The organism is Bradyrhizobium huanghuaihaiense (assembly GCF_025200885.1).
Taxonomy (GTDB): Bacteria; Pseudomonadota; Alphaproteobacteria; order Rhizobiales; family Xanthobacteraceae; genus Bradyrhizobium; species Bradyrhizobium huanghuaihaiense.
On sequence record NZ_CP104172.1, the window covers coordinates 9,350,910 to 9,377,248 of the forward strand.

Consider the following 26,339-nt stretch of genomic DNA (forward strand, 5'->3'; position numbering starts at 1 on the left):
TCCAAGGCTTTAATCTACTTGTGGAAGAAGTGACGTCAAGTTACACCTAAAGGCGTATAAAGCGGGAAAATCACGATGGACGACGAGAACATCGCCCTCAACAGCGTGCTCGGCCTGGAATTGAACCGCGTGTTTTTCGCCGTGCGCGAAACGGCAAACAAGCAGAAGATCATCGAGTTCGCGCGCGAGGTGCTGCAGAGCGAGCGCGCGAAGTTGGCGGGCAACATTTTGCCCGAGGGCCCTGCGAGCTAAAACGCAGTTGCAGCAAGCGAAGCCGACGCAACAGATCGCGCGAGGACGCCCTTCCATCTGAACGCGCAGATTTTAGTCGAAACACTCTGAAAGAGAAGTTGGGCTTCCTTCACCCCTTGCGGAGAGGGTGATAAACCGGCCGCGCTTGCGTGCCCCGGACGCAGCGCAGCGTCTCTTCGACGATGCGCTGCAGAGCCGGGGCCCATCCATCCGCAACTTCCTCTCTGGCCTTCTGGGTCCCGGCTCTGCGCCGCAACGCTAAACGCGTTGCAGCGCGTCCGGGACACGAGAGAGACTTAGCCTCCTCCCTACATCGACACACTTGCCGCTGGATGACAGCACGGCTCTCATGAGATGATCGCCGCCACGATCGTTTTTCGGATGCCAAGGACATTTCAAGACCATGATGACGCTGCGCCAGGTTGAAGTGATCCGTGCCGTGATGGTGACGGGCACCATTGGCGGCGCGGCGAAGCTGCTCAACGTCTCGGCGCCGGGGATCAGCCGCCTCGTCAAATACACCGAGCGCTCGCTCGGCATCCGCTTCTTCCAGCGCCAGAACGGCCGCTACTTCCCGACGCCGGAAGCCGAGAACATTTTCGAGCAGATCAACGGCGTCTACAAGAAGGTCGACGATCTCTCCGAGATCATCTCCAAGATCGGCCGCGGCGGCCTCTCGGAATTGCGCATCGGCTCGGTGCCGAGCATCTCGCAGGTGATGGTGCCGCGCGCGATCGAGCGCGTCCGGCGCCGCTATCCCGATCTCGGCATCGACATCAACATCCTCAAGCTCGAGGAGGCCATCGACTATCTCCTGCTCGGCCGCGGCGAGTGCGTGGCGATGAGCTACCGGCTGGAGCATTCCGGGCTCGACTTCCTGCCGCTCGCCTCAGGCGAACTCTATTGCATCGTGCCGCCGGGCCACGAGCTCGCCGGCCGCAAGCAGGTCTCAGCCGCCGAGATCACCCGCTATCCGCTGATCGGTATCGATCCAAACGATCCCTACGGCCGGATCATGGCCGGGATCTTTGCGCGCAACCGGCTCGACTACAACATCACCATCCGCGCCCGCTTCGGCACCACGGTCTGCGCGCTGGTGAAGGCGGGCCTCGGCATCGCCATCATCGACCAGTTCACCGTGGCCCATGGCGGCTATCCCGGCATCGAGCTGTTGAAGATCACCGAGCCGACGCGGTTCGACACCTATATCGCGGTGAAGCGCGGCGCGCCGCTGTCGCTTCACGTCGAGTACTTCATCGAATCCCTCCGCGCCGAGATGCGCGCGGTCGAGCCGTCCCGCGGCAACGGCAAGGCGGCCGCCGGGCGCGCGCGGAAGAAATAACATGATGTTAGGTTTGCAGGACAAAAGCGTAATTGTGTTAGGCGGGGGAAAGTCTATCGTCCCCCTCGGAGGCCCCTTGGAATTGTGCGGATTTCCCCGCTAATGGCCGGGACCGAACGCTCCCAACGAGACGATAGCGAACCATGTCGAAGCGCGGATATGCCGCCAGCAAGAAGCTCCTCACCGGCCTGATCGGCGCGCCGATCGCGCATTCCGCCTCCCCTGCCATGCATGAGCGCGCCGCCGAAGCGCTCGGCCTGCGCGGCCATTACCAGCTGATCGAGGTGGCCGGCGCCGATGCGGCCGGTCTCGCCATGATGCTTGAGGGCGTGCGGCGGCTCGGCTTTGCCGGCGTCAACGTCACCTTTCCCTACAAGGAGGCCGTGGTGCCGCTGCTCGACGAGCTGGCGCCGACTGCTGCGACCATGGCGGCGGTCAACACCGTCGTCGTGAGAGACGGCCGGCTGATCGGCCACAACACCGACACGACCGGCTTTGCCCGCGCCGTCGCACCGCTGCTGGCGTCTTCCGGAAATGCAGTGGCCGTGATCGGCACCGGCGGCGTCGGCAAGGCGATCGCCTTTGCGCTGGCGAGCCTGAAAGTGACCGACCTCCGGATCTTCGACAGCGAGCCGGCGCGCGCCGAAAAACTCGCCGCGCTGCTGGCCCGGCATGGCGGCGCGCGGGTGGCTACGAGCGTGGAAGACGCGCTTGCCGGCGCAACCGGCCTCGTCAACGGCACGCCGGTCGGCATGCTGCCGAACCGGGACACCCCGGTCCCAGCCTCGCTGCTGCGCGAAAACCTGTGGGTCGCCGACGCCGTGTACTCGCCGCTGATCACGCCGCTGCTGGCCGCGGCGCGGGCCAAGGGCGCGCGGATCATGACCGGGCGTGAACTTGCGATCTACCAGGCCGCCGACGCGTTCGAACTGTTCACCGGCCTTGCCCCATCGACCGAAGTCATGGGAGAGGCATTCGACGAGGTGATGGCGGCACGAAGCTCGGCCTATCACGCAGCGTAACGGAAGCGGCCGGACACAAGGCCGCGGACAACATCAACGACAATGGGAGGAGAGACCATGAAATCGACCATTCTGGCGGGCGCCCTGCTTGCCTTCGCGACTGCAACCGGCGTCCACGCCCAGGCCATCAAGCTTGCCGACGTCGCCGAGCTCTCGGGTGGCGGCGCCACCGTCGGCACCAACTGGAAGAACGGCATCGATCTCGCGATCGAGGAGATCAACGCCAAGGGCGGCGTGCTCGGCCGCAAGCTCGAGGTCACTCACGCCGACTCGCAATCCAACCCCGGCGTGGCACGCGCCCAGGTGCAGAAAGCGCTCGACGCCGAGCCCTATGTGCTGCTCGGGCCGGGCTATTCCGGCTCGGTGAAGGTGACCGCGCCGCTCGCGGCCGAAGCCGGCATCGCGCAGATCATGGGCGGCGAAGCCGCCGAGCTGACTCAGGCCGGCAACAAGTTCCTGTTCCGCACCTCGTTCGGCCAGCAATCGTCGATGCCGAAGGTCGCAAAATACATTCACGACGAGATGAAGGCGAAGACCGTCGCGGTGGTCTGGGTCAACAATGACTTTGGCCGCGGCGGCCGCGACGTCGTCGTGAAGGAGCTCGACCGGCTCGGCTCCAAGGTGGTTGCCGATCTGTCGACCGAAGCGGGCCAGGCCGATTTCGCCGCCGACGTCGGCAAGATCAAAGCCGCCAATCCCGACGCCGTGTTCGTCTATCTCAACGAGGAAGAGAGCGCGCGCATCCTGAAAGAGCTGAAGCGCCAGGGCGTCACCGCGCCGCTGATGGGCGAGACCACGCTGATCGGCCAGAAGGTGATCGAGCTCGCCGGCGATGCCGCCAACGGCGCGCGCGGCCATGTCGGCCTCACCACCGACGCGCCGGTCGATCTGATCAAGGCGTTCCGCGAAAAGTTTTCCAAGAAGTACAATTACGTCCCTGACCATAACGGCCTGAAGGGTTACCTTGCCGTCTACATGGTGAAGGCCACCACCGAGAAGATGGGCAAGGTCGATCCGAAGAAGTTCGCCGACACGCTTCACGGTCTCACCATCAAGGCCGCGGACGAGCCGGGCATTTTGATGGACGTCACCTTCAGCGACACCGGCGACATCGACCGCCAGAGCTTTCTGGTCGAGGTGGTCGAAGGCAAGCAGGTCGTGAAGCAGGTTCTGCCTAAGGTGAAGTGAGGCGCCGCCCTTCTCCCTCGTCCCGCTCTTCGCGGGGAGAGATCTTTCGTCTCCCTCTCCCCGCCCTTCGCGGGGAGAGGGCGGGGTGAGGGGCCGCTTCCGCGATCACGGTGACAATCGAGTTCGCGGAGACAGCCCCTCACCCCAACCCTCTCCCCGTAAGAACGGGGAGAGGGAGAAGAAGGAGAACGGGGAGAGGGAGACGACAGAACGGAACGAGGGACACGAGAGGGGAAAATGTCCAATCTGTTCGATCTTCTGGTCGCGGGACTTGCCACCGGCGCGATCTATGCGCTGGTCGCGGTCGGCTTCACGTTGCTGTGGCAGACCTCGCAGACCATCAATTTCGCGCAAGGCGAGTTCGTGATGCTGCCGGCGTTCCTGATGCTGGCGGCGATGCATGCGGGCGCGCCGTTCTGGCTCGCGATCATCCTCGGCATCCTCATGTCGATGATCCTGCTCGGCCTTGCCTTCAAGATGCTGCTGGTCGACCCGATGATGCGTCATGGCGTGCTGCCGCTGGCGATCGCGACCATGGCGCTCGCCATCGGCATCAAGGAAGCCGTCAAGCAGTTCTTCAGCGCGGAGGCCTCGCCCTTCCCGTCGATCGTGCCGACCGGCGATATCTCCATCCTCGGCCATGCCGTCTCGCTGCAAAGCATCGGCGTCCTCGTCGTCGCCATCCTTGCGGTCTTCGGCCTGACCACGCTCTTGAACCGCACCTCGCTCGGCCACCAGATGCAGGCGGCGGCGCAGAACCCGACGGTGGCGCGCATCATCGGCGTCCCCGTCGAACGCATGATCCTCCTGACCTTCCTGATCAACGCCTTCCTGGTCGCGCTGGCCTCGCTGCTGATCACGCCGATCTACCTCGCAAAATTCTCCTCTGGCGAGGTGCTGGGCCAGGCCGCCTTCATCGCGGCGATCGTCGGCGGCTTCAACCAGGTGCGCGGTGCGATTGCCGGCGGCCTCCTGATCGGCGTGCTCGACAATCTCGCGGCCGCCTATGTCTCGACGCAGTACCGCGCCGCCGTGCCGATGATCTTCCTGATCGCCGTCATCCTGTTCCGGCCGCAGGGCTTGCTCGGCCGCGCCGAGGAGCGCACCGTATGAGCGGCTTCGCCAGACCGTTGAAGATCGCGCTCGGCCTTGCCGTCATCGCCGCGCTGATCGTCGTCCCCATGAACTTCAACCGCTACGGCCTGTTCATCCTGAGCCAATGGGCGGTGATGAGCATCGCTGCGATGGGGCTGAACCTCACGCTCGGCTATGCCGGCCAGGTCTCGCTGGCGCAGGGCGCCTTCGTCGGCATCGGTGCCTATGCCGCCGCGATCATGACCACCCATGGCTGGCCGCTGCCGGCCGCGATCCTGGTCGCGATCGCGTTGAGCTTCGCGGTCGGCTGGGTGCTCGGCTACCCCGCGCTGCGCGTGCAGCACCACTACCTCGCCTTCGTCACGCTCGCCTTCTCCACCCTCGCCTTCCTGGTGTTCCGCAACGAGAGCTGGCTCACCGGCGGCATCTACGGCATCTCCAACATTCCACGTCCTCACATCTTCGGCTTCGCCACCAACAGGCCGCTGCCGTTCTACTATGTCTGCCTCGGCTCGCTCGGACTCGTGTCGCTGGCGGTGTGGTGGCTGATCCGCTCGCCCTGGGGCCGCGCCTTCATGGCGCTGCGCGAGAATCCCTTGCGCGCCCAGTCGCTCGGCATCGACACGCGGCGTTACACGCTGATGGCGTTCGCGATCGGCTCGGCGCTCGGCGGCGTCGCCGGCGCGCTCTATGCGCCGCTGACGCAATATATCGACCCTGTTCCCTTCAACCTGTCGCTCTCGCTCGATCTGCTGATGATGGTGATCGTCGGCGGCGCCGGCTTCTATTTCGGCCCCTTTCTCGGCGCGATGATCGCGGTGCTGCTGCCGGAATGGCTGCGCTTCACTGAAGGCTATTACCTGATGCTCTACGCGGTGGCCGTGATGCTGCTGCTGATCTGGTCGCCGACCGGCATTCTGGGAATCCTCGATCGCTACATGGCGGCGCGGCGCACGAAGGCGGCCTCTGCGCTGCGCGCCGTCGCCAAGTCGCGCCTGGAGACGGTGCAATGAGCGCGGTCCTCGAAGTCACCGACATCAAGAAGAGCTTTGGCGGCATTCACGCAGTCAACGGCGTCAGCTTCGATGTGCGCGAGGGCGAGATCCTCGGCCTGATCGGCCCAAACGGCTGCGGCAAGTCCACGCTGTTCAACTGCATCCTCGGCCAGCTGACGCCATCGGGCGGCGAGGTGAAGCTCGACGGACAGGTCGTCACCGGCCTGCGCCCGTCCGAGCTCAACAAGCTCGGGGTCAGCCGCACCTTCCAGCTCCTGCAGGTCTTCCCCAAACTCTCGGTGCGCGAGAACCTGATTCTCGCCGGGCAGGAGCACCAGGGCAACATGGCCTCGCGCCTGGTCGGCCGCTCCGATGCAGGGCTGACGGGCGCAGCCAACCAGATGATCGGCTTCTTCAAGCTTGACCATCTCGCCGACGAGCCCGCCGGCGGCCTCTCCTATGGCCAGCAAAAACTGCTCGATGCCGCCATGGCGTTCATGGGCGGACCGCGCCTGGTGCTGCTCGACGAGCCCGCCGGCGGCGTCAACCCGTCGATGCTGACGGACCTGAAGGAACGCCTGGTCGCGATCAACCGCGAGAAGAACGCCACCTTCGTCGTGATCGAGCACAACATGGAGTTCGTGATGTCGCTGTGCTCGCGCGTGATGGTGATGGCGGAAGGCAAGGTGCTGGCGATGGGACGCCCCGACGAGGTCCGCAAGAACCCCGCCGTGATCGAAGCTTACCTAGGGCATTGAGGGACCGACCATGAGCGATCCGATCCTCTCGGTTCACAATCTCGTCGGTGGCTACGGCAAGATGACGATCTTGAACGGCACCGCATTCTCGGTGCCGCCGGCGACCATCACCACCATCATCGGCCCCAACGGCGCCGGCAAATCCACCGTGTTCAAGGCGATCTTCGGCCTGCTCAAGCTGCGCGAAGGCAAGATCACTTTCGCGAATCGCGATGTCACCAACTTGAGCCAGCGCGCGCTGCTCAATGCCGGCATCTGCTACGTGCCGCAGGGCCGCAATATTTTCCCGGAGCTCTCTGTCCGCAGCAACATCGAGCTTGGCGGGGTCTCGGCCGGGAAAGGTATCGACCTGCCCAAACGGATCGAGGCAGCCCTCGATCTGTTTCCGGCGCTGCGCCGCAAGTCGGCACAGCAGGCATCGACGCTCTCCGGCGGCGAGCAGAAGCAGCTCGAGATCGCCCGATCGCTGCTGCTCGAACCGAAGCTCGTGCTGATCGACGAGCCCTCGATCGGCCTGTCGCCCCTGATGGTGCAGCAGACGTTCGACATCCTCAGGAGCTTGCGCGACCGCGGCGTCACCATCCTGATGATCGAGCAGAATGCGCGCTCGGCGCTGGAGATCTCCGACATCGGCATCGTGCTCGAGCTCGGCCAGACCCGCATGGTCGACAAGGCGGAGCGCATCCTGAATGATCCCCGCATCGGGCAACTGTTCCTGGGGGGCACCATGGAGGAGAGTGCGGCATGAGCGCGCCAATGCGCATTGCGGTCGCCGGCGCCGGCCTGATCGGTCGCCGCCATATCGAGCTGATCGAGGCCTCACAGGACTGCGAGCTCGCAGGCATTGCCGACCCCTCGGCTGCTGCGAGGGAGTATGCGCAAGCCCGCAAGGTGGCCTGTTATGCAGACCACCACGCGCTGCTGGAGCAGGAGAAGCCCGACGGCCTCGTCATCGCCTCACCCAACACGCTGCACCTGCCGATGGCGCTCGATTGCGCGGCGGCGGGGGTGCCGGCACTGATCGAAAAGCCGGTGACGGAGACGGTTGCCACCGCACAGCGCCTCTGCGCCGCGGTCAAGCGCACCGGTGTGCCGATGCTGGTCGGCCATCACCGCCGGCACAATCCGATCATCAAGTCCGCGCGCGAGGCCGTGACGACCGGCAAGCTCGGCCAGCTCACCGCCGTGGTCGGTCTGTGGCTGCTCAAAAAGCCCGACGACTATTTCGAGGTGGCGTGGCGGCGCGAGCAAGGCGGCGGACCGCTGCTCATCAACCTCATCCACGACATCGACAACCTCCGCTTCATCTGCGGCGAGATCACCGAGGTGCAGGCGCTGACCTCGAACAAGGTTCGGGGCTTCGCCGTCGAGGACACCGCCGCGCTGCTGCTGCGCTTTGCGAGTGGCGCGCTGGGGACGGTGACCGTGTCGGATGCGACGCCGGCGCCGTGGAGCTGGGAGCTCTCCTCGGGAGAGAATCCCGCTTATCCCAGGCAGGATCAGCCCTGCTACATCTTCTCCGGCACAGGAGGATCGCTCTCCGTGCCGAATATGGAACTGTGGTCCTATGCGCAACAGCCCGGCTGGTACGCGCCGCTGTCGCGCGAGACCATTGCGCCGCCGGCGTTCGATCCACTGGTGGAGCAGCTCCGGCATTTCTGCGCGGTGATCAGGGGCGAGGAGCAGCCGTTGATCACGGCCGAGGACGCGATGGGAACGCTCGCCGTCGTCGAAGCCGTCAGCGAGGCTGCGCGCACGGGCCAGACAATTTCACCGGGGCGGATCATGGAGCAGGCAGCATGAACAAGCGCTCGATCGCGACCGTCTCTCTCTCGGGGGCGCTGGACGAAAAGCTCCGCGCCATCGCCGCCGCCGGCTTCAACGCCGTCGAGATCTTCGAGAACGATCTGCTGTCGTTCGGCGCAGGTCCACGCGACATCGCAAAGCTGTGCAAGGACCTCAATCTCGAGATCTGCGCGTTCCAGCCGTTCCGCGATTTCGAGGGCATGCCGGAGCCGCAGCGCACGCGCAATTTCGCCCGCGCGGAGCGCAAGTTCGATCTGATGCAGGAGCTCGGCACCGATCTCTTGCTGATCTGCTCCAACGTGTCGCCCGCCTCGCTCGGCGGCATCGACCGCGCCGCGGACGATTTTCGCGAGCTCGGCGAGCGCGCTGCGAAACGTGGCCTGCGCGTCGGCTACGAGGCGCTGGCCTGGGGCCGCCACGTCAACGACTACCGCGATGCCTGGGAGATCGTGCGCCGCGCCGATCATCCCGCGATCGGCGTCATCCTCGACAGCTTTCATGCGCTGGCGCCGGGCTTTCCGACCCGCGCCATGGCCTCGATTCCCGGCGACAAGATCTTCCTGGTCCAGCTCGCCGACGCGCCGAAGCTCGAGCTCGACATTCTCTCATGGAGCCGGCACTTCCGCTCCTTCCCCGGCCAGGGCGACCTGCCGGTCGGCGAGTTCATGCAAGCGATTGCGGCGACCGGCTATGCCGGGCCGCTGTCGCTGGAGATCTTCAACGACCAGTTCCGCGCGGGCTCGGCCGCGCAGACCGCGGTCGACGGCCTGCGTTCGCTGATCCTGCTGGAAGACCAGCTGGTGCCGGACTGGCCCAAATTTGCCGGCGAGCCGCTGGCGCCGAAGGCGAAGAGCCGCGGCACGGGGTTCATCGAGTTTGCCGTCAACGAGAGCAAGGCGGGCGAGCTTGCCCGGCTGTTTTCACAGCTCGGCTTCCGCAGGAGCGGCAAGCACCGCAGCAAGGCGGTGGAGCGCTGGTCGCAGGGCCAGATCGAGCTCGTCATCAATTGCGAGACCGACGGCTTTGCACATTCGCATTACGTGACGCATGGCCCCGGCGTCTGCGCGATCGCGCTCGACGTCGACAATGCCGGCCTCGCCATGCAGCGGGCCGAGACGCTGAAAGCGCGCACCTTCTACCAGCCGGTCGGGCCGGGCGAGCTCGAGATCCCCGCGATCCACGGCGTCGGCGGCAGCCTGCTTTATTTCCTCGATCAGGCCGGCAAGAACTGGGATACCGATTTCGAACCTGTGCCGAGCGACGCAAGCGCCGATGCCCTGCTCGCCGTCGACCACATCGCGCAGTCGATGCCTTACGACGAGATGCTGTCCTGGCTCTTGTTCTACACCGGCATCCTCGACCTGAAGCGCCTGCCGCAGATGGAGATCGCCGACCCCAGAGGCCTCGTGCAGAGCCAGGCCATCATCAACGCCGACCAGAGCCTGCGCTTCGTGCTCAACGGCTCCTCCGCCAACCGCACCCTGCCGGCGCGCTTCATCTCGGAGTTTTTTGGCTCAGGCGTGCAGCACGTTGCGTTCTCGTGCCGGGACATCTTTGCCACCGTCGCCGCGATGCGCAAGCGCGGCGCCGATTTCCTGGATATCCCCGACAACTACTACGACGACATCGAAGCCAAATACGACCTCGCTCCGGAGCTGATGGCGCAGCTGCGCGCCAACCACATCCTCTACGACCGCGACGGCGACAGCGAGTTCTTCCAGGTCTACACCCACATCTTCGACGAGCGCTTCTTCTTCGAGATCGTCGAGCGCAGGAATTATCAGGGCTTTGGCGCCGCTAATGCCGGCATCAGGCTGGCAGCGCAGGCCCGCGAGGTGCGCCCCGTCAGCATGCCAAGGGTCTAGGCCTTCGCCTCTCCCCGCGCTTGTCCGCCGAAGCTTTAGCGTAGGCGGATGCGGGGAGAGGAAGAAGCATCAGCTCACTTCATCGCGCACTTGTCGTGGAAGCGATCCTGGTCGTTCTCGACGATCGTCGCGACCGTCTTCAGCGCGAGCTGGCCATCGGCATCCTTGACCACGTCCTGGAGATAGAAGCTCTGCACCGGGATGTGATTGTTGCCGTATTTGAACGCGCCGCGCAGCGACTTGAAGTTGGCCTTCTCCATCTCGGCCTTCATCGCGTCCTTCTTGCTGGTGTCGCCCTTCACCGCAACCACAGCGCTGTTGATGAGCTGGGCGGCGTCATAGGTCTGGGCACCGTAATAGGTCGGACGCAGGCCGGTGTACTTCTTGCGGTAGTCGGCGACGAAGCGCTTGTTCTGCTCGTTGGGCAGGTCATTCACCCATTCCTGCGCGCCGGGCACCCCTAACGCGTTCTCCTTCTGCAGCGGCAGCGACAGCTCGTCGACGGTGAAGGCGGTGTAGAGCGGCATCGTGCTCTTCAGCCCGGCTTGCGCATATTGATTGAGGAACTGCACGCCGGCGGCACCGGGATAGAACACGAAGATCGACTCGGCGCCGGAAGCGCGGGCCTTGGAGAGCTCGGCCGAGAAGTCGAGCTGGCTCGGCCAGACCGTGTATTCCTCGCCCTTGATCTCACCCTTGAAGGTGTTCTTGAGGCCCGCGAGCATATCCTTGCCGGCCGCGTAGTTCGGCCCGATCAGGAAGACGCTCTTGACGCCCTTCTGGTTCATGTAGAGGCCCATGGCCTGCGGGGTCTGGTCGTTTTGCCACGAGGTCGAGAACACGTAAGGCGAGCAGAGCTCGCCGGCGAGCTGCGACGGCCCGGCATTGGCCGAGATCAGGAAGGTCTTCGAATCCACGGCGGTCTTGAGCGAGGCCAAGAGCACGTTCGACCAGATGTAGCCGACGATGAAGTCGACCTTGTCGGACTGCACCAGCTTCTCGGTCTTCTGCTTGCCGACATCGGGCTTCTGGCCGTCATCCTCGTAGATCACCTCGACCGGCTTGCCGTCCATCTTGCGGCCGAGATGATCTAGCGCGAGCTCGAAGGAATTGCGCATGTCGTTGCCGATCACGGCGGTCGGGCCGCTGAAGGTCGAGACGAAACCGATCTTGATGGTGTCGCCGGCGAATGCCGGGCTCGCCAGCACCAGCGCCGCTGCGCCCGCCAGCCAGAATGCCGTCCTCATAACCACTCCCCTCCTTATTATTGATCCCGGAAACGGGGTGATCGCCGCCCCGGGTCTGTCTCTATTGAACGCAAAATCTGTCGAGCCGCCAATGGCTCAGCGCCTGCCCCTGCACCATATTTCGCCCCAATCGAGGATGGCAAGAAATATAATGCTACTTACTTCGGCCAAGGCCGGGTCAAGCCTGCGGCGCTTTTTCGCGCCAGATCGATACATCCGGCCTATGCGGCGATTGATGACGGCTATTGGACCGCGGCGTCCGATCCGCACTTAAATGAAGGTGAGCAGCAGCGAGATTCGAGGGTGCATCATGGCCACAAATCCCCATCGCGTCGTCATCGTCGGAGCCGGCTTCGGCGGGCTGGAGGCGACCTACCGACTTGCGGGTGCGCCGGTCGAGATCACGCTGATCGACCGCCGCAACCACCACCTGTTTCAGCCGCTGCTCTACCAGGTCGCGACTGCCTCGCTCGCGACCAGCGAGATCGCCTGGCCGATCCGGCATTTGATGCGTGACCGGCGCGAGGTGACGACGCTGTTTGCCACCGTGAGCGGCGTCGATGCCGAGCGGCGCTGCGTGCTGATCGACGACGGCAGCGAGGTGCCCTACGACACGCTGGTGCTCGCGACCGGCGCGCGGCACGCCTATTTCGGCCATGACGAATGGGAGGCATGGGCGCCGGGGCTGAAGACGCTGGAGGATGCGACCACCTTGCGCCGGCACATCCTGGTGGCGTTCGAGCGCGCTGAGCGCGAGACCGATCCGAAGCGGCGCGCCGCGCGATTGACCTTCGTCATCGTCGGCGCCGGCCCGACCGGCGTCGAGCTCGCCGGCACCATCGCCGAGATGGCGCATCACACCCTGCCCGCCGACTTCCGCAACATCGACACCCACAAGGCGCGCGTGGTGCTGATCGAGGCCGGCCCGCGCGTGCTCGCCGGCTTTCCCGACGAGCTGTCGGCTTACGCGCAGGCCTCGCTGGAAAAGATCGGCGTCGAGGTCGTGCTGGGACAGGCCGTCACCGAGATCAACCGCGAGGGCGTCGTGTTCGGCGGCAAGCTGCTCGAGGCAAAGACCAGGATCTGGGCCGCCGGCGTACGCGCCTCGCCCGCGGCCGAATGGCTGGGCGCGCCGGCCGATCGCGCCGGGCGTGTGCAGGTCGAGGCCGACCTGACGATCCCAGGCCATCCCGAGATCTTCGCGATCGGCGACACCGTCAGCATCAACGCCTGGGACGGCAAGCCGGTGCCCGGCATCGCACCGGCCGCCAAGCAGCAGGGCCGACATGTCGCCGAAACCATCAAGGCGCGCCTGCGCGGCGCTGCGACGGGTCCGTTCCGCTACAAGCATTCCGGCAACCTCGCGCAGATCGGCAAGCGGCTCGCGATCATCGATTTCGGCAAGGTCAAGCTGCGCGGCACCATCGCATGGTGGATCTGGGGCATCGCCCACATCTACTTCCTGATCGGCCTCCGCCACCGTCTCAGCGTCGCCCTGAGCTGGCTCTGGATCTACTCGCGAGACCAGCGAGCGGCGCGGTTGATCACGCAGGGGTCGAGCAAAGTGGTGTAGGCCGCCTCTTCCCCCTCTCCCCGTTCTTACGGGGAGAGGGTTGGGGTGAGGGGCATCTCTCCGCGGAGACAGTGAGAGTGGAGTTCATCGATATTTCCGCATCGCCATTGCGAGCGCAGCGAAGCAATCCAGAGTCTTTCCGCGGAGGGATTCTGGATTGCTTCGCTGCGCTCGCAATGACGTGTCGAAAGATCGACGTTCCCGCAAACATCTGACTCGCGGAAGCTCCCCCTCACCCGCCACGCACCGGACGATGCTCCGCATCGCTCGGAGCGCGTCGGCCTCTCCCCGCACGCGGGGAGAGGCGAAGAGCCCCTACTTCACCAGCTCGCACCCGCCCTCCGCCAGCGGACGGAACGCCTGGTCCGCCGGGATCGTCGAGACCAGCTTGTAATAGTCATACGGATATTTCGACTCCTCCGGCTTCTTCACCTCGAACAGGTACATCGGATGCACGACGCGGCCGTCCCGGCGGATCGTGGTGTCGCCGAACAGCTTGTCCTTGCCTTTGAACTTCTTCATCTCGGGCACGGCGTCCTTGGCATTGTCGCTGCCAGTGGCCGCAACCGCATTGAGATAGGCGAGCGTGGAAGCATAAACGCCGGCCTGATTGCCGCTCGGCATCTTGCCGTTCATGCCGGGCCGTGCGGCAAAACGCTTGGCGAACGCGCGGGTATCGTCGTTCATGTCCCAGTAAAAGGCTTCCATGAGCTGGAGGCCCTGCGCGACCTTGATGCCCATGCCGTGGACATCGTTGATGAAGAGCAGGAAGGCGACGAGCTTCTGCCCGCTCTGCTGGATGCCGAACTCGGCGGCCTGCTTCACCGCATTGATGGTGTCGCCTCCGGCGTTGGCCAGCCCGATCACTTGCGCCTTCGAGCTCTGCGCCTGCAACAGGAAGGACGCGAAATCGGAAGTGCCGAGCGGATGTTTTGACGAGCCGATCACCTTGCCGCCATGCGTCTCGATGTATTTCTGCGCTTCCGACTCGATGCCCTTGCCGAGCGCGAAGTCGACCGTGAGGAAGTACCAGTCCTTGCCGCCGCGCGAGACCATGGCGGCTGCCGTGGTGTTGCCGGTCGCCCAGGTGTCGTTGACCCACTGGATGGTGTTGGGCGAGCAGGCCTTGCCGGTGAGATCCGAGCTTGCCGTGGACGAGGCCAGGAAGGTCATGCGGCTGTCGCGCAGCAGCGTGTTGATGGAGAGGCCGACGGCCGAATTCGGCACATCGACGATGGCATCGACGCCCTCGACGTCGAGCCATTTGCGCGCGATGGCATTGCCGACGTCGGCCTTGTTCTGGTGATCGGCATAGACGATCTCGACCTTGATGCCCTTAGCCCCGCCGTTGAAATCCTCCGCCGCCATGCGCGCGGCCTCGACCGAACCCATGCCATTGGTGTCCTGGAAGATGCCCGAGATATCGTTGAGCACGCCGATGCGCACGACGTTATCCGAGATCTCGGCATTCGCCGCACCGGTCACCAGGCTCGCGGCCAGCGCGAGCGTCCACTTCAGATGCTTCATCATTCCCTCCCCTGTTTGTTGGCTGCCGGTCGTTGCCGGCACATCGAAATTCAGACCTGCCGCTCCGGCAATTTCAGCACCAGCCCGTCGAGTTCGGGCGTGATGTGGATCTGGCAGGACAGCCGGCTGTTCGGACGCCGCTCGGCGGCGGTGCCGTCGAGCAGCGCGTCCTCGTCATCGGTGACCGCAGGCAGGCGCGCGAGCCAGATCTCGTCGACATAGACGTGGCAGGTCGCGCACATGGCATTGCCGCCGCATTCGGCCAAAATGCCGTCGAGGCCGTGGCGGGTCGCGGCCTGCATGGCGCTCTCGCCGCGCGAGGTCTCGATGCGGTCGGACTTGCCGTCGGAATGAATGAAGGTGATGGCGGGCATCAAGACTCCTCGTCAGGCCGGGGTGATGGTGACAGGCAGGCTGTCGAGCCCGCGCAGCGTGTTGTTGAAGCGGCGCTTCGGCTCGCCCGTGATCTCGATCTTCGCGATGCGCCGCGCCAGCGCCGTCAGCATCACCTCGCCTTCGAGGCGGGCGACGAGCTGGCCGACGCACATGTGGATGCCGGAGCCGAAGCCGACATGGCCGGAGGTGCGGCGGGTGATGTCGTAATTGTCAGGACTGTCCCAGCGCCTGGGATCGCGATTGGCGGCGGCGAGGAACATCAGCACCTTCTCGCCCTCGCCGATCCGCGCGCCTGACAGCTCGACCTCGCGCGTGGTGGTGCGGAAGAAGGTCTGCACCGGACTCTCGAACCGCACCGCCTCCTCGAAGGCACCGCGCGCCAGCGAGAGATCATTGCGCAGGCGCTGCCACTGATCGGAGAAGCGCGCGAGACAATAGACCGCCGCGCCGATGCCGTTGACGGTGGTATCGAGGCCCGCCGACAGCAGCGAGCGCACCAATAGCGGGGCCTCCGTGGCCGTGATGGCGCCCTCGTCGGCCTGTGCATGAATGCAGGCGCCAAAGCCGCCGGGCGCAAGGTTCTCGCGCTGGCATTGCTCGGCGACATAAGCCTGGTGCGGCATCGAACGTTCGATCGCCTCCTGGCGCAGCTGGTTGGGCGGGCCGAAGGCGTTGAATACGACGCTGGCATAGGGAATGAGATGCTCGCGGCCTTCCGCCTTCAGCCCGAGCGCATCGGGAAAGATCGACAGCGGATAGGCCTCGGCGAGGTCTGTGATTGCATCGAAGCTGCGCTTGTCGATCAGCGCGTCTACCCGTTCCTCCGCCGCGGCGGCAAAACGGTCGCGCACCTGCTTCATCACCGTCGGCGACAGCACTTTTGACAGCACGGCGCGGGTGCGGGTGTGCGCAGGCGGATCGGCCTCCAGGATCAGGCTCGGCGGCCGCCACGGCGTCTCCTTCTTGAAGTCGGACAGGCCGACGCCGCGGCTGGAGCAGAAGGTGGCGGGATCGTTCAGCACGGCATGGACCTCGGCATAGCGCGCCACGCCGTAGACCTTCCACTTGTCGAGATAGACCACCGGCCCCGCCTCCCGCAGCAGCTGATGCGTGGGATAGGGGTCGGCAAAAAACTTCATGTCGAAGGGATCGACGTCGAGATGCGGGACGCCCGATACGGCGGAGCCGGGTGCGCTCATTGAAGTCCTCCCTCATTTTGATCTTGTGAAAGGGCGGCGCTTGCCCTTAGGTCTTTCGGCACGCCGCGAGTCAGAAACCCGATATGCCGCCGTCCTCGACCAGAGCCCGCCAGAAGCCCGCGCCCACGGATGCGGGGCCGACGCTCGACCTCGAGCGTTACGTACCGGCGTTCATCACCTTCATTGCCAACAAGCTTTCGAACAGCGCGACCGCGTTCTACCAGAAGCAGTTCGGCGTCAACGTCACGGAATGGCGGATCATGTCGCTGCTGGCGATCGAGCCCGGCATTCCCGCCTCGCGCATCTGCCACGTCATCGGCTTCGACAAGGGCCCGGTGAGCCGGACGCTCGCGGGTCTCGAGAAGCGCGGGCTGATCTCGATCCGCACCGATCCCAACGACGGCCGCACCCATTCGATCGCGCTGACGGCAAGGGGCCGCGCCACGCATGACAAGGTGATCGTGGCGGCGTTCGAGCGCGAGCGGCGCCTGTTGTCCTGCCTGAGCAAGGACGAGCGCGAGGTGCTGATCGACCTGCTTCGCCGGCTGCACGAGAATCTCGGCGCCGTGACCGACAGCAGCTACAGCTGACGCGCCGCGCCGCGGGCGCGTCGTGCTGACGTCTTCAGGCATGCGCCCGCGTTTGCCCGCGGCACCATTCCTGCCGAGCATTGTTTCCTCCGAGATCGGACGCGACAGTTCCTCCGCCGTCGTCCTCGTCTGGAACGGTTCGCACAAATTAGTTGCTTAGGCAACAAAAGAATCGGCACGATAATGCGACAGGGTGGCTGGCTTAGTTGGTTGGAAGCTCTCGTGTCCCGGCTGGAGCGCCCACGAGGACAAATGGGCCCCGGCTCTGCAGCGCATCACTTCGTGCTGCGCTGCGTCCGGGGCACGAGGGCCTTTGAACGGAGAGAGCCTCTACCCTTTACAGCTCGATCCACTCCGCCGACGCATCATCATTCAGCCGCGTCACCGCATCCGCCCGCCGCGTCAACACCGCGCGCTGGTTGATGTAGCCCTTGTCGGTGATCTCGCCGCCGTCGACCGATGGCGGCTCGGCGAGCAGAAGCGCGCGTGCGGCATGGCCGGAGGAGTTTGCGCTCTGCTGCTTCAGCTTTGCGAGACCCTGCGCGATCGCGCTGCGGACCTTGGCATGCCCCAGCACATCGCTCACCGCTGCCGTCTCGGGCAGGTCGGCATGGGCGCGGCAGGCCGCGATGTTCGGAAACACCAGGAAGCGCACCTCGTCGCCGCCGTGACCCGACACGACGATGTCCTGCGCGAGCGGCGCCAGCGCGGCGATGCCGGCAACGCGCAGCGTGCCGACACTGACCCAGGTGCCGGAATTGAGCTTGAAGTCCTCCGCGACGCGGCCGTCGAAGAACAGGCCGCGCTCCGGCCGCGCGCTATCGGCAAGCTTCACCGCATCGCCGATGAGATAAAACCCCTCCTCGTCGAACGCCTGCTTGGTGAGCTCGGGCGCCTTCCAGTAGCCCGGCGTGACGTTGGGGCCGCGCACGCGCACCTCCAGCTTGTCGCCTGACGGGACGAGCTTCAGCTCGGTGCCGGGAATGGGCACCCCGATATTGCCGGAGCGCTCGGCGAGGAAATGACAATCGGTGGCGAGCGGCGAGGTTTCGGTCGAGCCCCAGGCCGAGACCATCGGCAGCGCACGGCCGACGGTCTCGACGGAGAGCTCTTCGAGAGCGTCCCAGAGATTCTGCGGCAGCGCCGCGCCGGCATAGAAGGCGAACTTCACCTCGCTGAAGAAGCGGCGGCGCAGATCTTCTTCACCGCGCAGCGCCGCGATCAACATGTCGAAACCGCGCGGCACGTTGAAATAGACCGTCGGCATCACGCTTTTCAGATTGGCAAGCGACGTCGCAAACAGGCCGGGCGCGGGCTTGCCGCCGTCGATATAGAGCGAGCCGCCATTGCGCAGCACGAGGTTGAAATTGTGATTGGCGCCGAACGTATGGCTCCAGGGTAGCCAGTCGAGAATGACGAGATCGCCGCGCGCCTGATCGAGGAAGGTCCAGGTCTGCGCCTTGGCCTGCTGGCTCGAGGTCAGCATGCGCTGGGTGTTGATGACGGCTTTCGGCGTACCGGTCGAGCCCGAGGTGAACAGGAATTTTGCGATCGTATCCGGCGTCACTGCGGCGAAGGCCCTTGCGACGTCGGGGGTCTCGGGCGTTGCCGCGATGCTGCGGAACGCGAGCACATCGGCGTCATCGGCATTGCCGCTGATGACCTGCGCCTTGTGCAGCGGCTTGATCGCAGCCAGCGCGGCCGCAAACGGCTTGGTCGCGGAGACATAGATCGCGCCCGGCTCCAGCAGCGCGATCATGCTCTTGAGCTTGTCGAAATCTTTCGACATCAGCGAATAGGCTGGCGAGATCGCCGCCGATGGCACGCCGACATGCTGGGCGGCCAGCGCGAGCAGCGCGTGGTCGATGCTGTTGTCGGAGAGGATCGCGAGCGGGCGGTCCGCGCTGAGGCCTTGCGCGAGGATCCATGACGCCGCCCCGCGCACCTGCCGCAGCGCCTGCGCGTAGGTGACGGTGGTCCATGGCGCTTCAATATTGCCGCGCTCGGCGAGGAAGATCTTGCCGGGCGTCTGCCGCGCAAAATGCTCCAGCCAGTCCCCGATGCAGCGGGCGCTCTCGCGCAAGGGTTCCGGCGAGCGCAACACGATGCTGCCGTCGGCGCGATGGTCGGCGACGGTTTTCGGCGCAGCGAACAGATCTGACGCGTCACCGCGTGGTGCGGTTGTCATGGTTTCCTCCTCGCCCGGAAGGCCGGGTCGGCCGCAGCCTCGTTCCGGACCGCTTTGGCCATAATGTCGGGCATGACAATTGTTGTCGTCAACAACAATCTTTCCTTCGACGCCGGCGGGCGCTAGGGTTGCGCGGCAGGAGACACCACGTGACAGCCAGTGCAGCCCAGACGTCCCCGCGCAAACGATCCACCAACGGCGCAGTGCGGCGCAATGACGCCGAGGAGATCGGCCTCGACGCATTGGTCGGCCACGCGGGCTATGCGGTGCGGCGTTTCCAGATCTGGATCTTCCAGGACTTCATCAGAACGCTCGGCGATGTCGACATCCGACCGACGCAATATTCGGTGCTGACGGTGATCGGCGCCAATCCCGGCCTCTCGCAGATGGCGGTGGCAAAGCGCCTCGGCATCGAGCGCGCGCGGCTGGTGCACCTGCTCGACAGCCTCGAACAGCGCAAGCTCGTGAAGCGGGTCAAGTCGAAGGCGGACCGGCGCTCCCATGCGCTGCACCTCACCGCGCAGGGCGCCACCGCGCTGGCGAAGTTCAAGCGGCTGGCGGCCGAGCACGAGCGAAATGTCGAGGCCAAGATCGGCAAGGAGAACCGGGAGCAGCTGCTTCGGATCCTCGCGGGCTTCACCTGATCCAACCCGCCCAATATTTATGCAGATGCCCGTAACAGGGCGCTGGCACGGCCACCTGCCGTGCCGCCGAAATATCCCCCAACTCACTGATCCCACGATAATATCCGGCGCACGCGCTCTGCCCGGATTCTGTACACAATGGCACATCGCTTGCTTCAATCCGGGTGAAGCATGTTGCCGGAGTTTGGACGCCATGGGGGCTGAGCAGCCTGAAACGATCGCCGCGATTGTGGCCGCGCATCGCGCGGGGACGATGACGCCGGCAGAGACGATCGCACGGACCTACCAGCGCATCCGCGACCACAACGATCCGGCCGTGTTCATCAGCCTGCGCGACGAGAAGGATGCGATCGCCGAAGCCGAGAAGCTCGCCGCCCGCGCGGATGCGGCCAGCCTGCCGCTCTATGGCGTGCCGGTCGCGGTGAAGGACAATATCGACGCGCTGGGCTTTCCGACCACCGCCGCTTGTCCCGCCTTCTCCTACACCCCGACGCATGACTCCACCGCCGTGGAGCGCCTGCGCGCGGCGGGCGCCATCATCATCGGCAAGACCAATCTCGACCAGTTCGCAACCGGCCTCGTCGGCGTGCGCTCGCCTTATGGCATCCCCAGGAATTCAATTCGCGAAGACCTCATTCCCGGCGGATCGAGCTCGGGATCGGCGAGCGCCGTCGGCGCCGGGCTGGTCCCACTGTCGCTCGGCACGGACACTGCCGGCTCGGGTCGCGTGCCGGCGATGCTCAACAACATTGTCGGGCTGAAGCCGAGCCTCGGCATGATCTCGACCGCGGGCCTCGTGCCGGCCTGTCGCACGCTCGACTGCATCTCGGTGTTCGCCTTGACGGTGGACGACTCTGCGCTCGCGCTGTCGGTGATGGCCGGCCCCGACCAGGCCGATCCCTTTTCGCGCGACCGGCCGCTTGGCGCGCTTACGCCGTTCCCTGCGAATTTGCGCCTCGGCGTACCGCGCAACGGACAGCTGATCTTCTTCGGCGACAAGAAGGCGGAAGCTGCTTACGGCGATGCGCTGAAGCGCTGGACCGCGCTTGGCGCTGATCTGGTCGAGTTCGACCTCGAGCCGTTCTACGAGACGGCGCGGCTGCTGTATGAAGGTCCCTGGGTCGCCGAGCGCTATCTCGTGATCAAGAATCTGCTGGCGTCCGCGCCTGACGCAATCCATTCAGTCACACGCGAGATCACTGCGGCCGGCGCGCGGCTGACCGCGGCGGAGACCTTCTCCGCGCTCTATCGCCTGCAGGGCCTGCGCAAGATCGCCGAGCGCACGTTTGCGAACATCGACGCGCTGGTGCTGCCGACTGCCCCGACGGCCTATACGACCGCGCAGGTGCTCGCCAATCCGATCGAGCTCAACAGCCGGCTCGGCACCTACACCAACTTTGTGAATCTGCTCGACCTCTGCGGCCTCGCGGTGCCGGCATCAATGCGCAGCGACGGCGTACCGTTCGGCATCACGCTGCTCGCGCCGGCCGGACGCGATGCGCTGCTTGCGAGCATCGGCCGAGTGTTCCATGCGGATACGAAGCTGACAGTTGGTGCAAACGGCGTCGCGCAGTCTGCGCTCGCCCCGCTCCCTGCAGGCAGCGTCGACGAGATTCCAATCGCAGTGGTCGGCGCGCATCTGTCCGGGATGGCGCTGAACGGCGAGTTGAAGGCGTTGAGCGGAAAGCTGATCGAGGCGACAAAGACGGCGCCGGACTACAAGCTCTACGCGCTTCAGACCACGCCGCCGAAGCCGGGCCTGCTGCGCGTGGAAGCCGGCAAGGGCGCGTCGATCGAGCTGGAGATCTGGTCGCTGTCGTCGTCCGCCTTCGGCAAGTTCGTCAACGCGATTCCCGCGCCGATGGCGATCGGCACGATCAGACTCGCCGACGGCCGCAGCGTGAAGGGATTTCTCGTCGAGCCGGAGGTGCTGGGCGAGGCGCGAGATATCACCGCGTACGGCGGCTGGCGGAAGTTCATGGCGGAAGCGGCCACGGCCTAGGTCTCGTAGGGTGGGCAAAGCGAAGCGTGCCCACCATCACCATCAATTAAGGGATGGTGGGCACGGCGCTTTGCGCCTTTGCCCACCCTACGGCACCGCGCGTGCGGCCCTACACCGACACCGCGTAGATCTCATACTCCCCGCGCACCAATTCGATATGCGCGCGCATCGCGGCGGCGGCGCCCTGCTTGTCGCCGCGCATGATGGCGACGACGACGCGGTCGTGCTCGGCCTGCGACTTGGCGAGGCGGCCGAGGTTGCGGAACTGGGCGCGGCGGAACGGCTGTACGCGCACGCGCGTCGCCAGCGTGATCTCGGCGATGTAGCCGTTCTGCGAGCCCGCATAGATCGTGTTGTGGAAGCGCTCGTTGACCTCGTGGAAGCGCTCGGGATTGCCGGCGTAGCTCAAGAGCCGCAGCTCTTCGTGGACGGCCTCGAGCGCATGGCGCTCGGCGGGGGACATGCGCTCGGCGGCAAGGCCGGCGCACAGCGCCTCGAGCTCGGCCATCGCCTCGAACATGCTTTTCAAACGGTCGATCGAGGGCTGCGCGACCACCGCGCCGCGATGGGGCCGCGCCTCGACCAGGCCGCTCGCCACCAGTTGCCGCAGCGCCTCACGCACCGGGGTTCGCGACACGCTGAAGCGCCGCGCGATGTCGGTCTCGTCCAGCGGCGAGCCTGGCGCCAGGGTTCCACGCACGATCTCGTCGGCAAGCTGAAGACGCAGCTCCTCGGCGCGCGTGACCTTCTGCACCGACGGCAGTGCCCGGTCGACGCGGGGCACCACCGGCTCGGCCGGCAGTGTCCCGGGCGGAAGATCGTCAAGCGTCATTCGGTCAGGTCTCTTTCGGCTCGTCGATGATGCTGACATGGGCAGCGACGACACGCCAGCCCTCCGGGAAACGAATCCACGTCTGCATCTGCCGGCCGACCTTGCCGGGCGCCGTGTCGCGATAGAACAAGGTGGAGGCCACGGCCGCGTCGCGGCCATAGCTGGTGATGACGGTTTTCGCGGTGCGGCGATTCAGGCCGACCGGCGAGCGGCCGGCACGGAATCCGGAGATCGCCTCGTAGCCGTAGAGGTTCTCGCCGATGCCGTAGCGCAGGGTGCGGGGGTCGTTGCGGAACAGTTCGCCCAGCACGGCGACGTCGTTGCTGACGAGGGCCTGCTCATAGCGCTCGAACGCGGCTTTGACTTCCGCGATCACCTCGGGGAGATCGATCTCCATTTCAGAATCCTCTCGGCGCGGGCGCGGATACGACGCCCATCTGTTCCAGGGCATATGCGACACGCAGCGCAATATCCTCGCGCCAGGGCGCGGCAATGATCTGCACGCCGATCGGCATTGGCTCGAGCGGCACCGGCACGGCAACGACCGGCAGGCCGATGAAGGAGATCGGCTGGGTGTGGATGCCGATATTGGCACGCACCGGCAATTCAACGCCGTCGAGATTGAAATTGACCTGGCCGAGTTTTGGCGCGGTGCACGGCGTCGCCGGCGCGATCAGAACGTCGACCGATCTGAAGATCTCGGCGAGTTGCGCGCGATACCAGCGGCGGAATTTTTGCGCGCGATCGACCATCGGCGCAGGCACCATCGCCCCCGCGATCAACCGGTCGCGCACGGCCGGATCGAAATCGTTCGGGCGCTTGCGCAGGCGGTCGAGATGCAGCGAGGCGCCTTCGGTGGTGGTGATCACATAAGCCGCCGCGCGGGCGCGCGATGCTTCGGGGACATCGACCACTTGCGTTGCACCCAGCGCCTTGGCAACACGGCTGACGGCTTCGACGGCTTCCGGAAACACATTCTTCTGGAAGTGACCGCCGGCGATCGCGACGCGCAGGGCTGAGATCGGGTTGGCGAGCAGCGGCAGCGTCGGCTCCAACCCGCGCGTGGTGCAGGCGCCGTCGTCTGCATCCGCTCCCTGCATCGCGTCATAGGCCAGCGCGAGATCGGTGACCGAGCGCGCGAACGGGCCGAGATGATCGAGGCTCGCCACGAACGGGAATGAGCGCGCCCGCGACAGCCGGCCGTAGGTCGGCTTCAGGCCAAAGATGCCGCAGAACGAGGCCGGCACGCGGATCGAGCCGTTGGTGTCGGAGCCGAGCGCAATCGGCACCAGCGCGCCGCCGACGGCGCTGCCCGAGCCGCCGGAGGAGCCGCCGCTCATCCGCGTCGTGTCATGCGGATTGCGCGAGGGGCCGTCATGGATGTTCTCACCGGTGAAGTCGTAGGCGTATTCGCCCATGTTGAGCGCGCCGACGAGGACGGCGCCGGCGGCTTCCATGCGTTCAATCAGGGTCGCATCGCGCTTGGCCGGCGCGAGGTCACGGTTGATCTTCGAGCCTGCGCGCGTCGAGAGGCCAGCGACGTCAAAGAGGTTCTTCACCGCGAAGGGCACGCCGGCGAGCGGGCCGACTTTCTTGCCCGCGGCGATGTCGGCATCGATCGCGCGCGCTTTGGCACGGGCGCGCTCGGCGGTGACGTCGGTGAAGGCGTTGAGGACCGTGTCGTGCTGCTTGATCCGCGCGAGCGCGGCTTCAGTGGCGGCGAGCGCGGACAATTGGCCGCCGGCCACCGCTTTCGCGATGTCGGCAGCCTTCATCTCTGGCTTGGCGGTCATGGCAGCGTCAGGCGGTGAAGATCGGCGCCGGCTCGGTCTCGTCCGGCAGCGCGAATTCATCGACGAGGCGGGCGAGCCGCAGCGACACTTCGAGATTGGCGCGGACCGCTGGCCTGAAGGCCTCCTCGACCGGCAGCGCCAGCGCTTTCGATACGGCGTCGATATAATCGTCCAGCGGCTCGGCCATCACGCTCCCAAACAGTCTCTCAGTGCACCGGCAACGGCGGATGCGGAATCGCCGTCAGCAGCTCCTTGGTGTAGTCGTCCTGGGGATCGCTGAGGACCTGCTCGGAAGAGCCTTCCTCGACGATCCGCCCCGTCCGCATCACAATGACACGATCGCACAACAAGCGCACCACATTCAAATCATGAGAGACAAACAGGTAGCTCATACCTAGCCGCGCCTTGAGATCCTGCAGCAGGTTCAGCACGACGGCCTGCACCGAGACGTCGAGCGCCGCGGTCGGCTCGTCCAGGATGACCAGCTTGGGATGCAGCGCGATCGCTCTGGCAATGCCGACGCGGGCCTTCTGGCCGCCGGATAGCTGGTGCGGGAAGCGGTCGAGCAGATTGTGCGGCAGACCGACCATGGTCGCCAGTTCCTCGCAGCGGGCGCGGAGCGCGTCGCGCCCCTTGATGTCGCCGAGCTGCATGATCGGGTCGGCGATGGCGCGCGCGGCGGTGAAGCGCGGGTTGAGGCTGTCAGTCGGATCCTGGAACACCATCTGGATGCGGCTGCGCTGCGGCAGGCGGGCAAACGCGGCCGGCTGGATGCCGCCGATGTCCTCGCCGTCGAACTGGATCAGGCCGGAGGTCTGGTCGAGCAGCCGCATCACCATCATCGACGTGGTCGATTTGCCGCAGCCGGATTCGCCGACCAAGCCGACGCTCTCGCCATGGCCGATCGTGAAGCTGATGCCGTCGACGGCGCGGAACACGTCCGGCTCGACCGGCGGCTTGCGGCTGAACAGCTTGCCGAGCACAGCGGTGGCGCCCTGGCGGGGATATTCCTTGACGAGCTTGTCGATGAGGAGGAGGGGCGTCTCGCTCTTCGCGCCATCTTGCGAGGCGTGATGGATGGCCGGCTCAGGCCCGGCCATGACGGATGCGGACGGAGACGCGATCTCCTCTTCCGGCAACAGATCGCGCAGGCTCACACCAAGCCGCGGCGTCGCGCGCATCAGCTTCTTGGTGTAGGGGTGCTGCGGGCTCGCAAAGATGTCGGCGGCCTTGGCGGTCTCGACCACCCGGCCCTTCTCCATCACCACGACGCGGTCGCAATAGGCGGCGGCAAGGCCGAGATCGTGCGTGATCAGGATGGTGGACATCGCACGGCGTTTTGTCAGTTCGACGATCAGGTCCATCACCGCCTTCTGCGTAGTGACGTCGAGACCCGTCGTCGGTTCATCCGCGATCAGCAGCTGCGGATTGCAGGCGAGCGCGAGCGCGATGACGACGCGCTGGCACATGCCGCCGGAGAGCTCGAACGGATAGGCGTGGTAGCGCTCGCGCGGGCGGGCGATCTTGACCTGCTCCAGCGCTTCGATCGCTTTCTCGCCGTGGTCGGCGACCTGGGCCTGCTGCACATGGGTGCGCAAGACGTCCTCGATCTGGTCGCCGACTTTGCGGATCGGATTCAGTGCCGCACGCGGGTTCTGGAAGATCATCGAGACTTCGCGGCCACGCAGGTCGCGCATCTGGTCTTCGGTCGCAGCCTTCACGTCGATGCCGGAGAACATCACCGAACCCTCGGCGATCTTGCCGGCGCGGTCGAGGATGCGCATCACGGCGTAGGAGGTCACCGACTTGCCGGAGCCGGACTCGCCGACGATCGCCAGCGTCTCGCCCTTGGCGACTGAGATGTTGACGTGCTGCACCGCCTTGACGATGCCGCGGCGGGTGGTGAATTCAACCGTGAGGTCCTGGACGTCGAGGAGCGGCTGGGCGGTCATCGGTGCCTGCCAATCAAAAAGGTCGAAAACAACCCCATACACAGTAGAAAGGGATTGATTTCACTGATGAATT

The 26,339-nt window shown here is 65.5% G+C and carries 24 protein-coding genes; 14 read left to right on the forward strand and 10 right to left on the reverse strand.

All coding sequences use genetic code 11. The features are described from left to right. Positions 1–75 precede the first annotated feature (75 nt). From N2603_RS43600 to N2603_RS43645, 10 genes are all read left to right on the forward strand, one after another. Positions 76–252 (forward strand): hypothetical protein, encoded by a 177-nt coding sequence (locus N2603_RS43600; protein WP_260387051.1) that lies wholly within the window; start codon positions 76–78, stop codon positions 250–252. Between the two features lie 403 nt (positions 253–655). Beyond that, on the forward strand, positions 656–1,594 hold the full coding sequence (locus N2603_RS43605; protein ID WP_260387052.1) for a LysR family transcriptional regulator: 939 nt from the start codon (positions 656–658) through the stop codon (positions 1,592–1,594). Between the two features lie 143 nt (positions 1,595–1,737). Further along, the gene (locus tag N2603_RS43610) at positions 1,738–2,616 is read left to right on the forward strand and encodes a shikimate dehydrogenase (protein WP_260387053.1); all 879 of its coding nucleotides are present in this window, start codon (positions 1,738–1,740) and stop codon (positions 2,614–2,616) included. A 57-nt stretch (positions 2,617–2,673) separates the two neighbouring features. Then, positions 2,674–3,804, forward strand: a complete 1,131-nt coding sequence (locus N2603_RS43615) for an ABC transporter substrate-binding protein (RefSeq protein ID WP_260387054.1) — start codon at positions 2,674–2,676, stop codon at positions 3,802–3,804. 237 nt (positions 3,805–4,041) lie between these two features. Then, positions 4,042–4,917 carry a branched-chain amino acid ABC transporter permease gene (locus tag N2603_RS43620; protein ID WP_260387055.1) on the forward strand — a complete coding sequence of 292 codons (876 nt, stop codon included), beginning with the start codon at positions 4,042–4,044 and terminating at the stop codon, positions 4,915–4,917. Next, on the forward strand, positions 4,914–5,912 hold the full coding sequence (locus N2603_RS43625; protein WP_260387056.1) for a branched-chain amino acid ABC transporter permease: 999 nt from the start codon (positions 4,914–4,916) through the stop codon (positions 5,910–5,912). Before N2603_RS43620 ends, N2603_RS43625 begins: the two co-directional genes overlap by 4 nt. Further along, positions 5,909–6,652 (forward strand): ABC transporter ATP-binding protein, encoded by a 744-nt coding sequence (locus tag N2603_RS43630; RefSeq protein ID WP_018644482.1) that lies wholly within the window; start codon positions 5,909–5,911, stop codon positions 6,650–6,652. Before N2603_RS43625 ends, N2603_RS43630 begins: the two co-directional genes overlap by 4 nt. A 10-nt stretch (positions 6,653–6,662) precedes the next feature. After that, the gene (locus tag N2603_RS43635) at positions 6,663–7,400 is read left to right on the forward strand and encodes an ABC transporter ATP-binding protein (RefSeq protein ID WP_260387057.1); all 738 of its coding nucleotides are present in this window, start codon (positions 6,663–6,665) and stop codon (positions 7,398–7,400) included. Continuing rightward, positions 7,397–8,455, forward strand: a complete 1,059-nt coding sequence (locus N2603_RS43640; protein ID WP_260387058.1) for a Gfo/Idh/MocA family protein — start codon at positions 7,397–7,399, stop codon at positions 8,453–8,455. Before N2603_RS43635 ends, N2603_RS43640 begins: the two co-directional genes overlap by 4 nt. Beyond that, positions 8,452–10,323, forward strand: a complete 1,872-nt coding sequence (locus N2603_RS43645; protein ID WP_260387059.1) for a bifunctional sugar phosphate isomerase/epimerase/4-hydroxyphenylpyruvate dioxygenase family protein — start codon at positions 8,452–8,454, stop codon at positions 10,321–10,323. Before N2603_RS43640 ends, N2603_RS43645 begins: the two co-directional genes overlap by 4 nt. Before the next feature lie 74 nt (positions 10,324–10,397). Here N2603_RS43645 and N2603_RS43650 read toward each other — a convergent pair whose 3' ends face one another. Then, the gene (locus N2603_RS43650) at positions 10,398–11,570 is read right to left on the reverse strand and encodes an ABC transporter substrate-binding protein (protein WP_026312219.1); all 1,173 of its coding nucleotides are present in this window, start codon (positions 11,568–11,570) and stop codon (positions 10,398–10,400) included. Between the two features lie 310 nt (positions 11,571–11,880). On the opposite strand from N2603_RS43650, the gene N2603_RS43655 reads away from it, so the two are divergent. Further along, entirely contained in the window at positions 11,881–13,143 is a 1,263-nt protein-coding gene (locus N2603_RS43655) for an NAD(P)/FAD-dependent oxidoreductase (RefSeq protein ID WP_260387060.1), read from the forward strand. 315 nt (positions 13,144–13,458) lie between these two features. Here the strand turns inward: N2603_RS43655 and N2603_RS43660 are convergent, their stop codons facing one another. From N2603_RS43660 to N2603_RS43670, 3 genes are read right to left on the reverse strand one after another with little or no spacing between them, the layout of a single operon-like run. Next, positions 13,459–14,670, reverse strand: coding sequence for an ABC transporter substrate-binding protein (locus N2603_RS43660; RefSeq protein ID WP_026312218.1), 1,212 nt, complete (start codon positions 14,668–14,670; stop codon positions 13,459–13,461). Between the two features lie 50 nt (positions 14,671–14,720). Then, positions 14,721–15,044 carry a 2Fe-2S iron-sulfur cluster-binding protein gene (locus N2603_RS43665; protein ID WP_260387061.1) on the reverse strand — a complete coding sequence of 108 codons (324 nt, stop codon included), beginning with the start codon at positions 15,042–15,044 and terminating at the stop codon, positions 14,721–14,723. 12 nt (positions 15,045–15,056) lie between these two features. Beyond that, the gene (locus tag N2603_RS43670) at positions 15,057–16,265 is read right to left on the reverse strand and encodes a cytochrome P450 (RefSeq protein ID WP_260387062.1); all 1,209 of its coding nucleotides are present in this window, start codon (positions 16,263–16,265) and stop codon (positions 15,057–15,059) included. 83 nt (positions 16,266–16,348) lie between these two features. On the opposite strand from N2603_RS43670, the gene N2603_RS43675 reads away from it, so the two are divergent. Then, complete coding sequence (locus N2603_RS43675) at positions 16,349–16,855, forward strand: MarR family winged helix-turn-helix transcriptional regulator (RefSeq protein ID WP_018644473.1); 507 nt, start codon at positions 16,349–16,351, stop codon at positions 16,853–16,855. A 337-nt stretch (positions 16,856–17,192) separates the two neighbouring features. Here N2603_RS43675 and N2603_RS43680 read toward each other — a convergent pair whose 3' ends face one another. Beyond that, on the reverse strand, positions 17,193–19,043 hold the full coding sequence (locus N2603_RS43680) for a feruloyl-CoA synthase (RefSeq protein WP_260387063.1): 1,851 nt from the start codon (positions 19,041–19,043) through the stop codon (positions 17,193–17,195). A gap of 149 nt (positions 19,044–19,192) precedes the next feature. Here N2603_RS43680 and N2603_RS43685 point away from each other — a divergent pair, with 149 nt between their 5' ends. Beyond that, a complete protein-coding gene (locus N2603_RS43685) occupies positions 19,193–19,687 on the forward strand; it encodes a MarR family winged helix-turn-helix transcriptional regulator (protein WP_260387064.1) in 495 nt (164 codons plus the stop codon). Between the two features lie 193 nt (positions 19,688–19,880). After that, complete coding sequence (gene atzF, locus N2603_RS43690; RefSeq protein WP_260387065.1) at positions 19,881–21,689, forward strand: allophanate hydrolase; 1,809 nt, start codon at positions 19,881–19,883, stop codon at positions 21,687–21,689. A 109-nt stretch (positions 21,690–21,798) separates the two neighbouring features. On the opposite strand, the gene N2603_RS43695 is transcribed toward atzF, so the two are convergent. Genes N2603_RS43695 through N2603_RS43715 form a run of 5 tightly spaced genes read right to left on the reverse strand, consistent with a single transcriptional unit; the run spans position 21,799 to position 26,266 of the window. Further along, positions 21,799–22,521: a GntR family transcriptional regulator gene (locus N2603_RS43695; protein WP_211407793.1), complete on the reverse strand. Its 723-nt coding sequence runs from the start codon at positions 22,519–22,521 to the stop codon at positions 21,799–21,801. A 4-nt stretch (positions 22,522–22,525) separates the two neighbouring features. After that, the gene (hpxZ, locus tag N2603_RS43700; protein ID WP_018644468.1) at positions 22,526–22,918 is read right to left on the reverse strand and encodes an oxalurate catabolism protein HpxZ; all 393 of its coding nucleotides are present in this window, start codon (positions 22,916–22,918) and stop codon (positions 22,526–22,528) included. A gap of 1 nt (position 22,919) precedes the next feature. Further along, positions 22,920–24,314 (reverse strand): AtzE family amidohydrolase, encoded by a 1,395-nt coding sequence (locus N2603_RS43705; RefSeq protein ID WP_260387066.1) that lies wholly within the window; start codon positions 24,312–24,314, stop codon positions 22,920–22,922. Positions 24,315–24,321: 7 nt separating this feature from the next. Next, complete coding sequence (locus tag N2603_RS43710; protein ID WP_018644466.1) at positions 24,322–24,501, reverse strand: DUF4089 domain-containing protein; 180 nt, start codon at positions 24,499–24,501, stop codon at positions 24,322–24,324. Positions 24,502–24,520: 19 nt separating this feature from the next. Then, entirely contained in the window at positions 24,521–26,266 is a 1,746-nt protein-coding gene (locus N2603_RS43715) for a dipeptide ABC transporter ATP-binding protein (RefSeq protein WP_260387067.1), read from the reverse strand. Between the last annotated feature and the right edge of the window lie 73 nt (positions 26,267–26,339).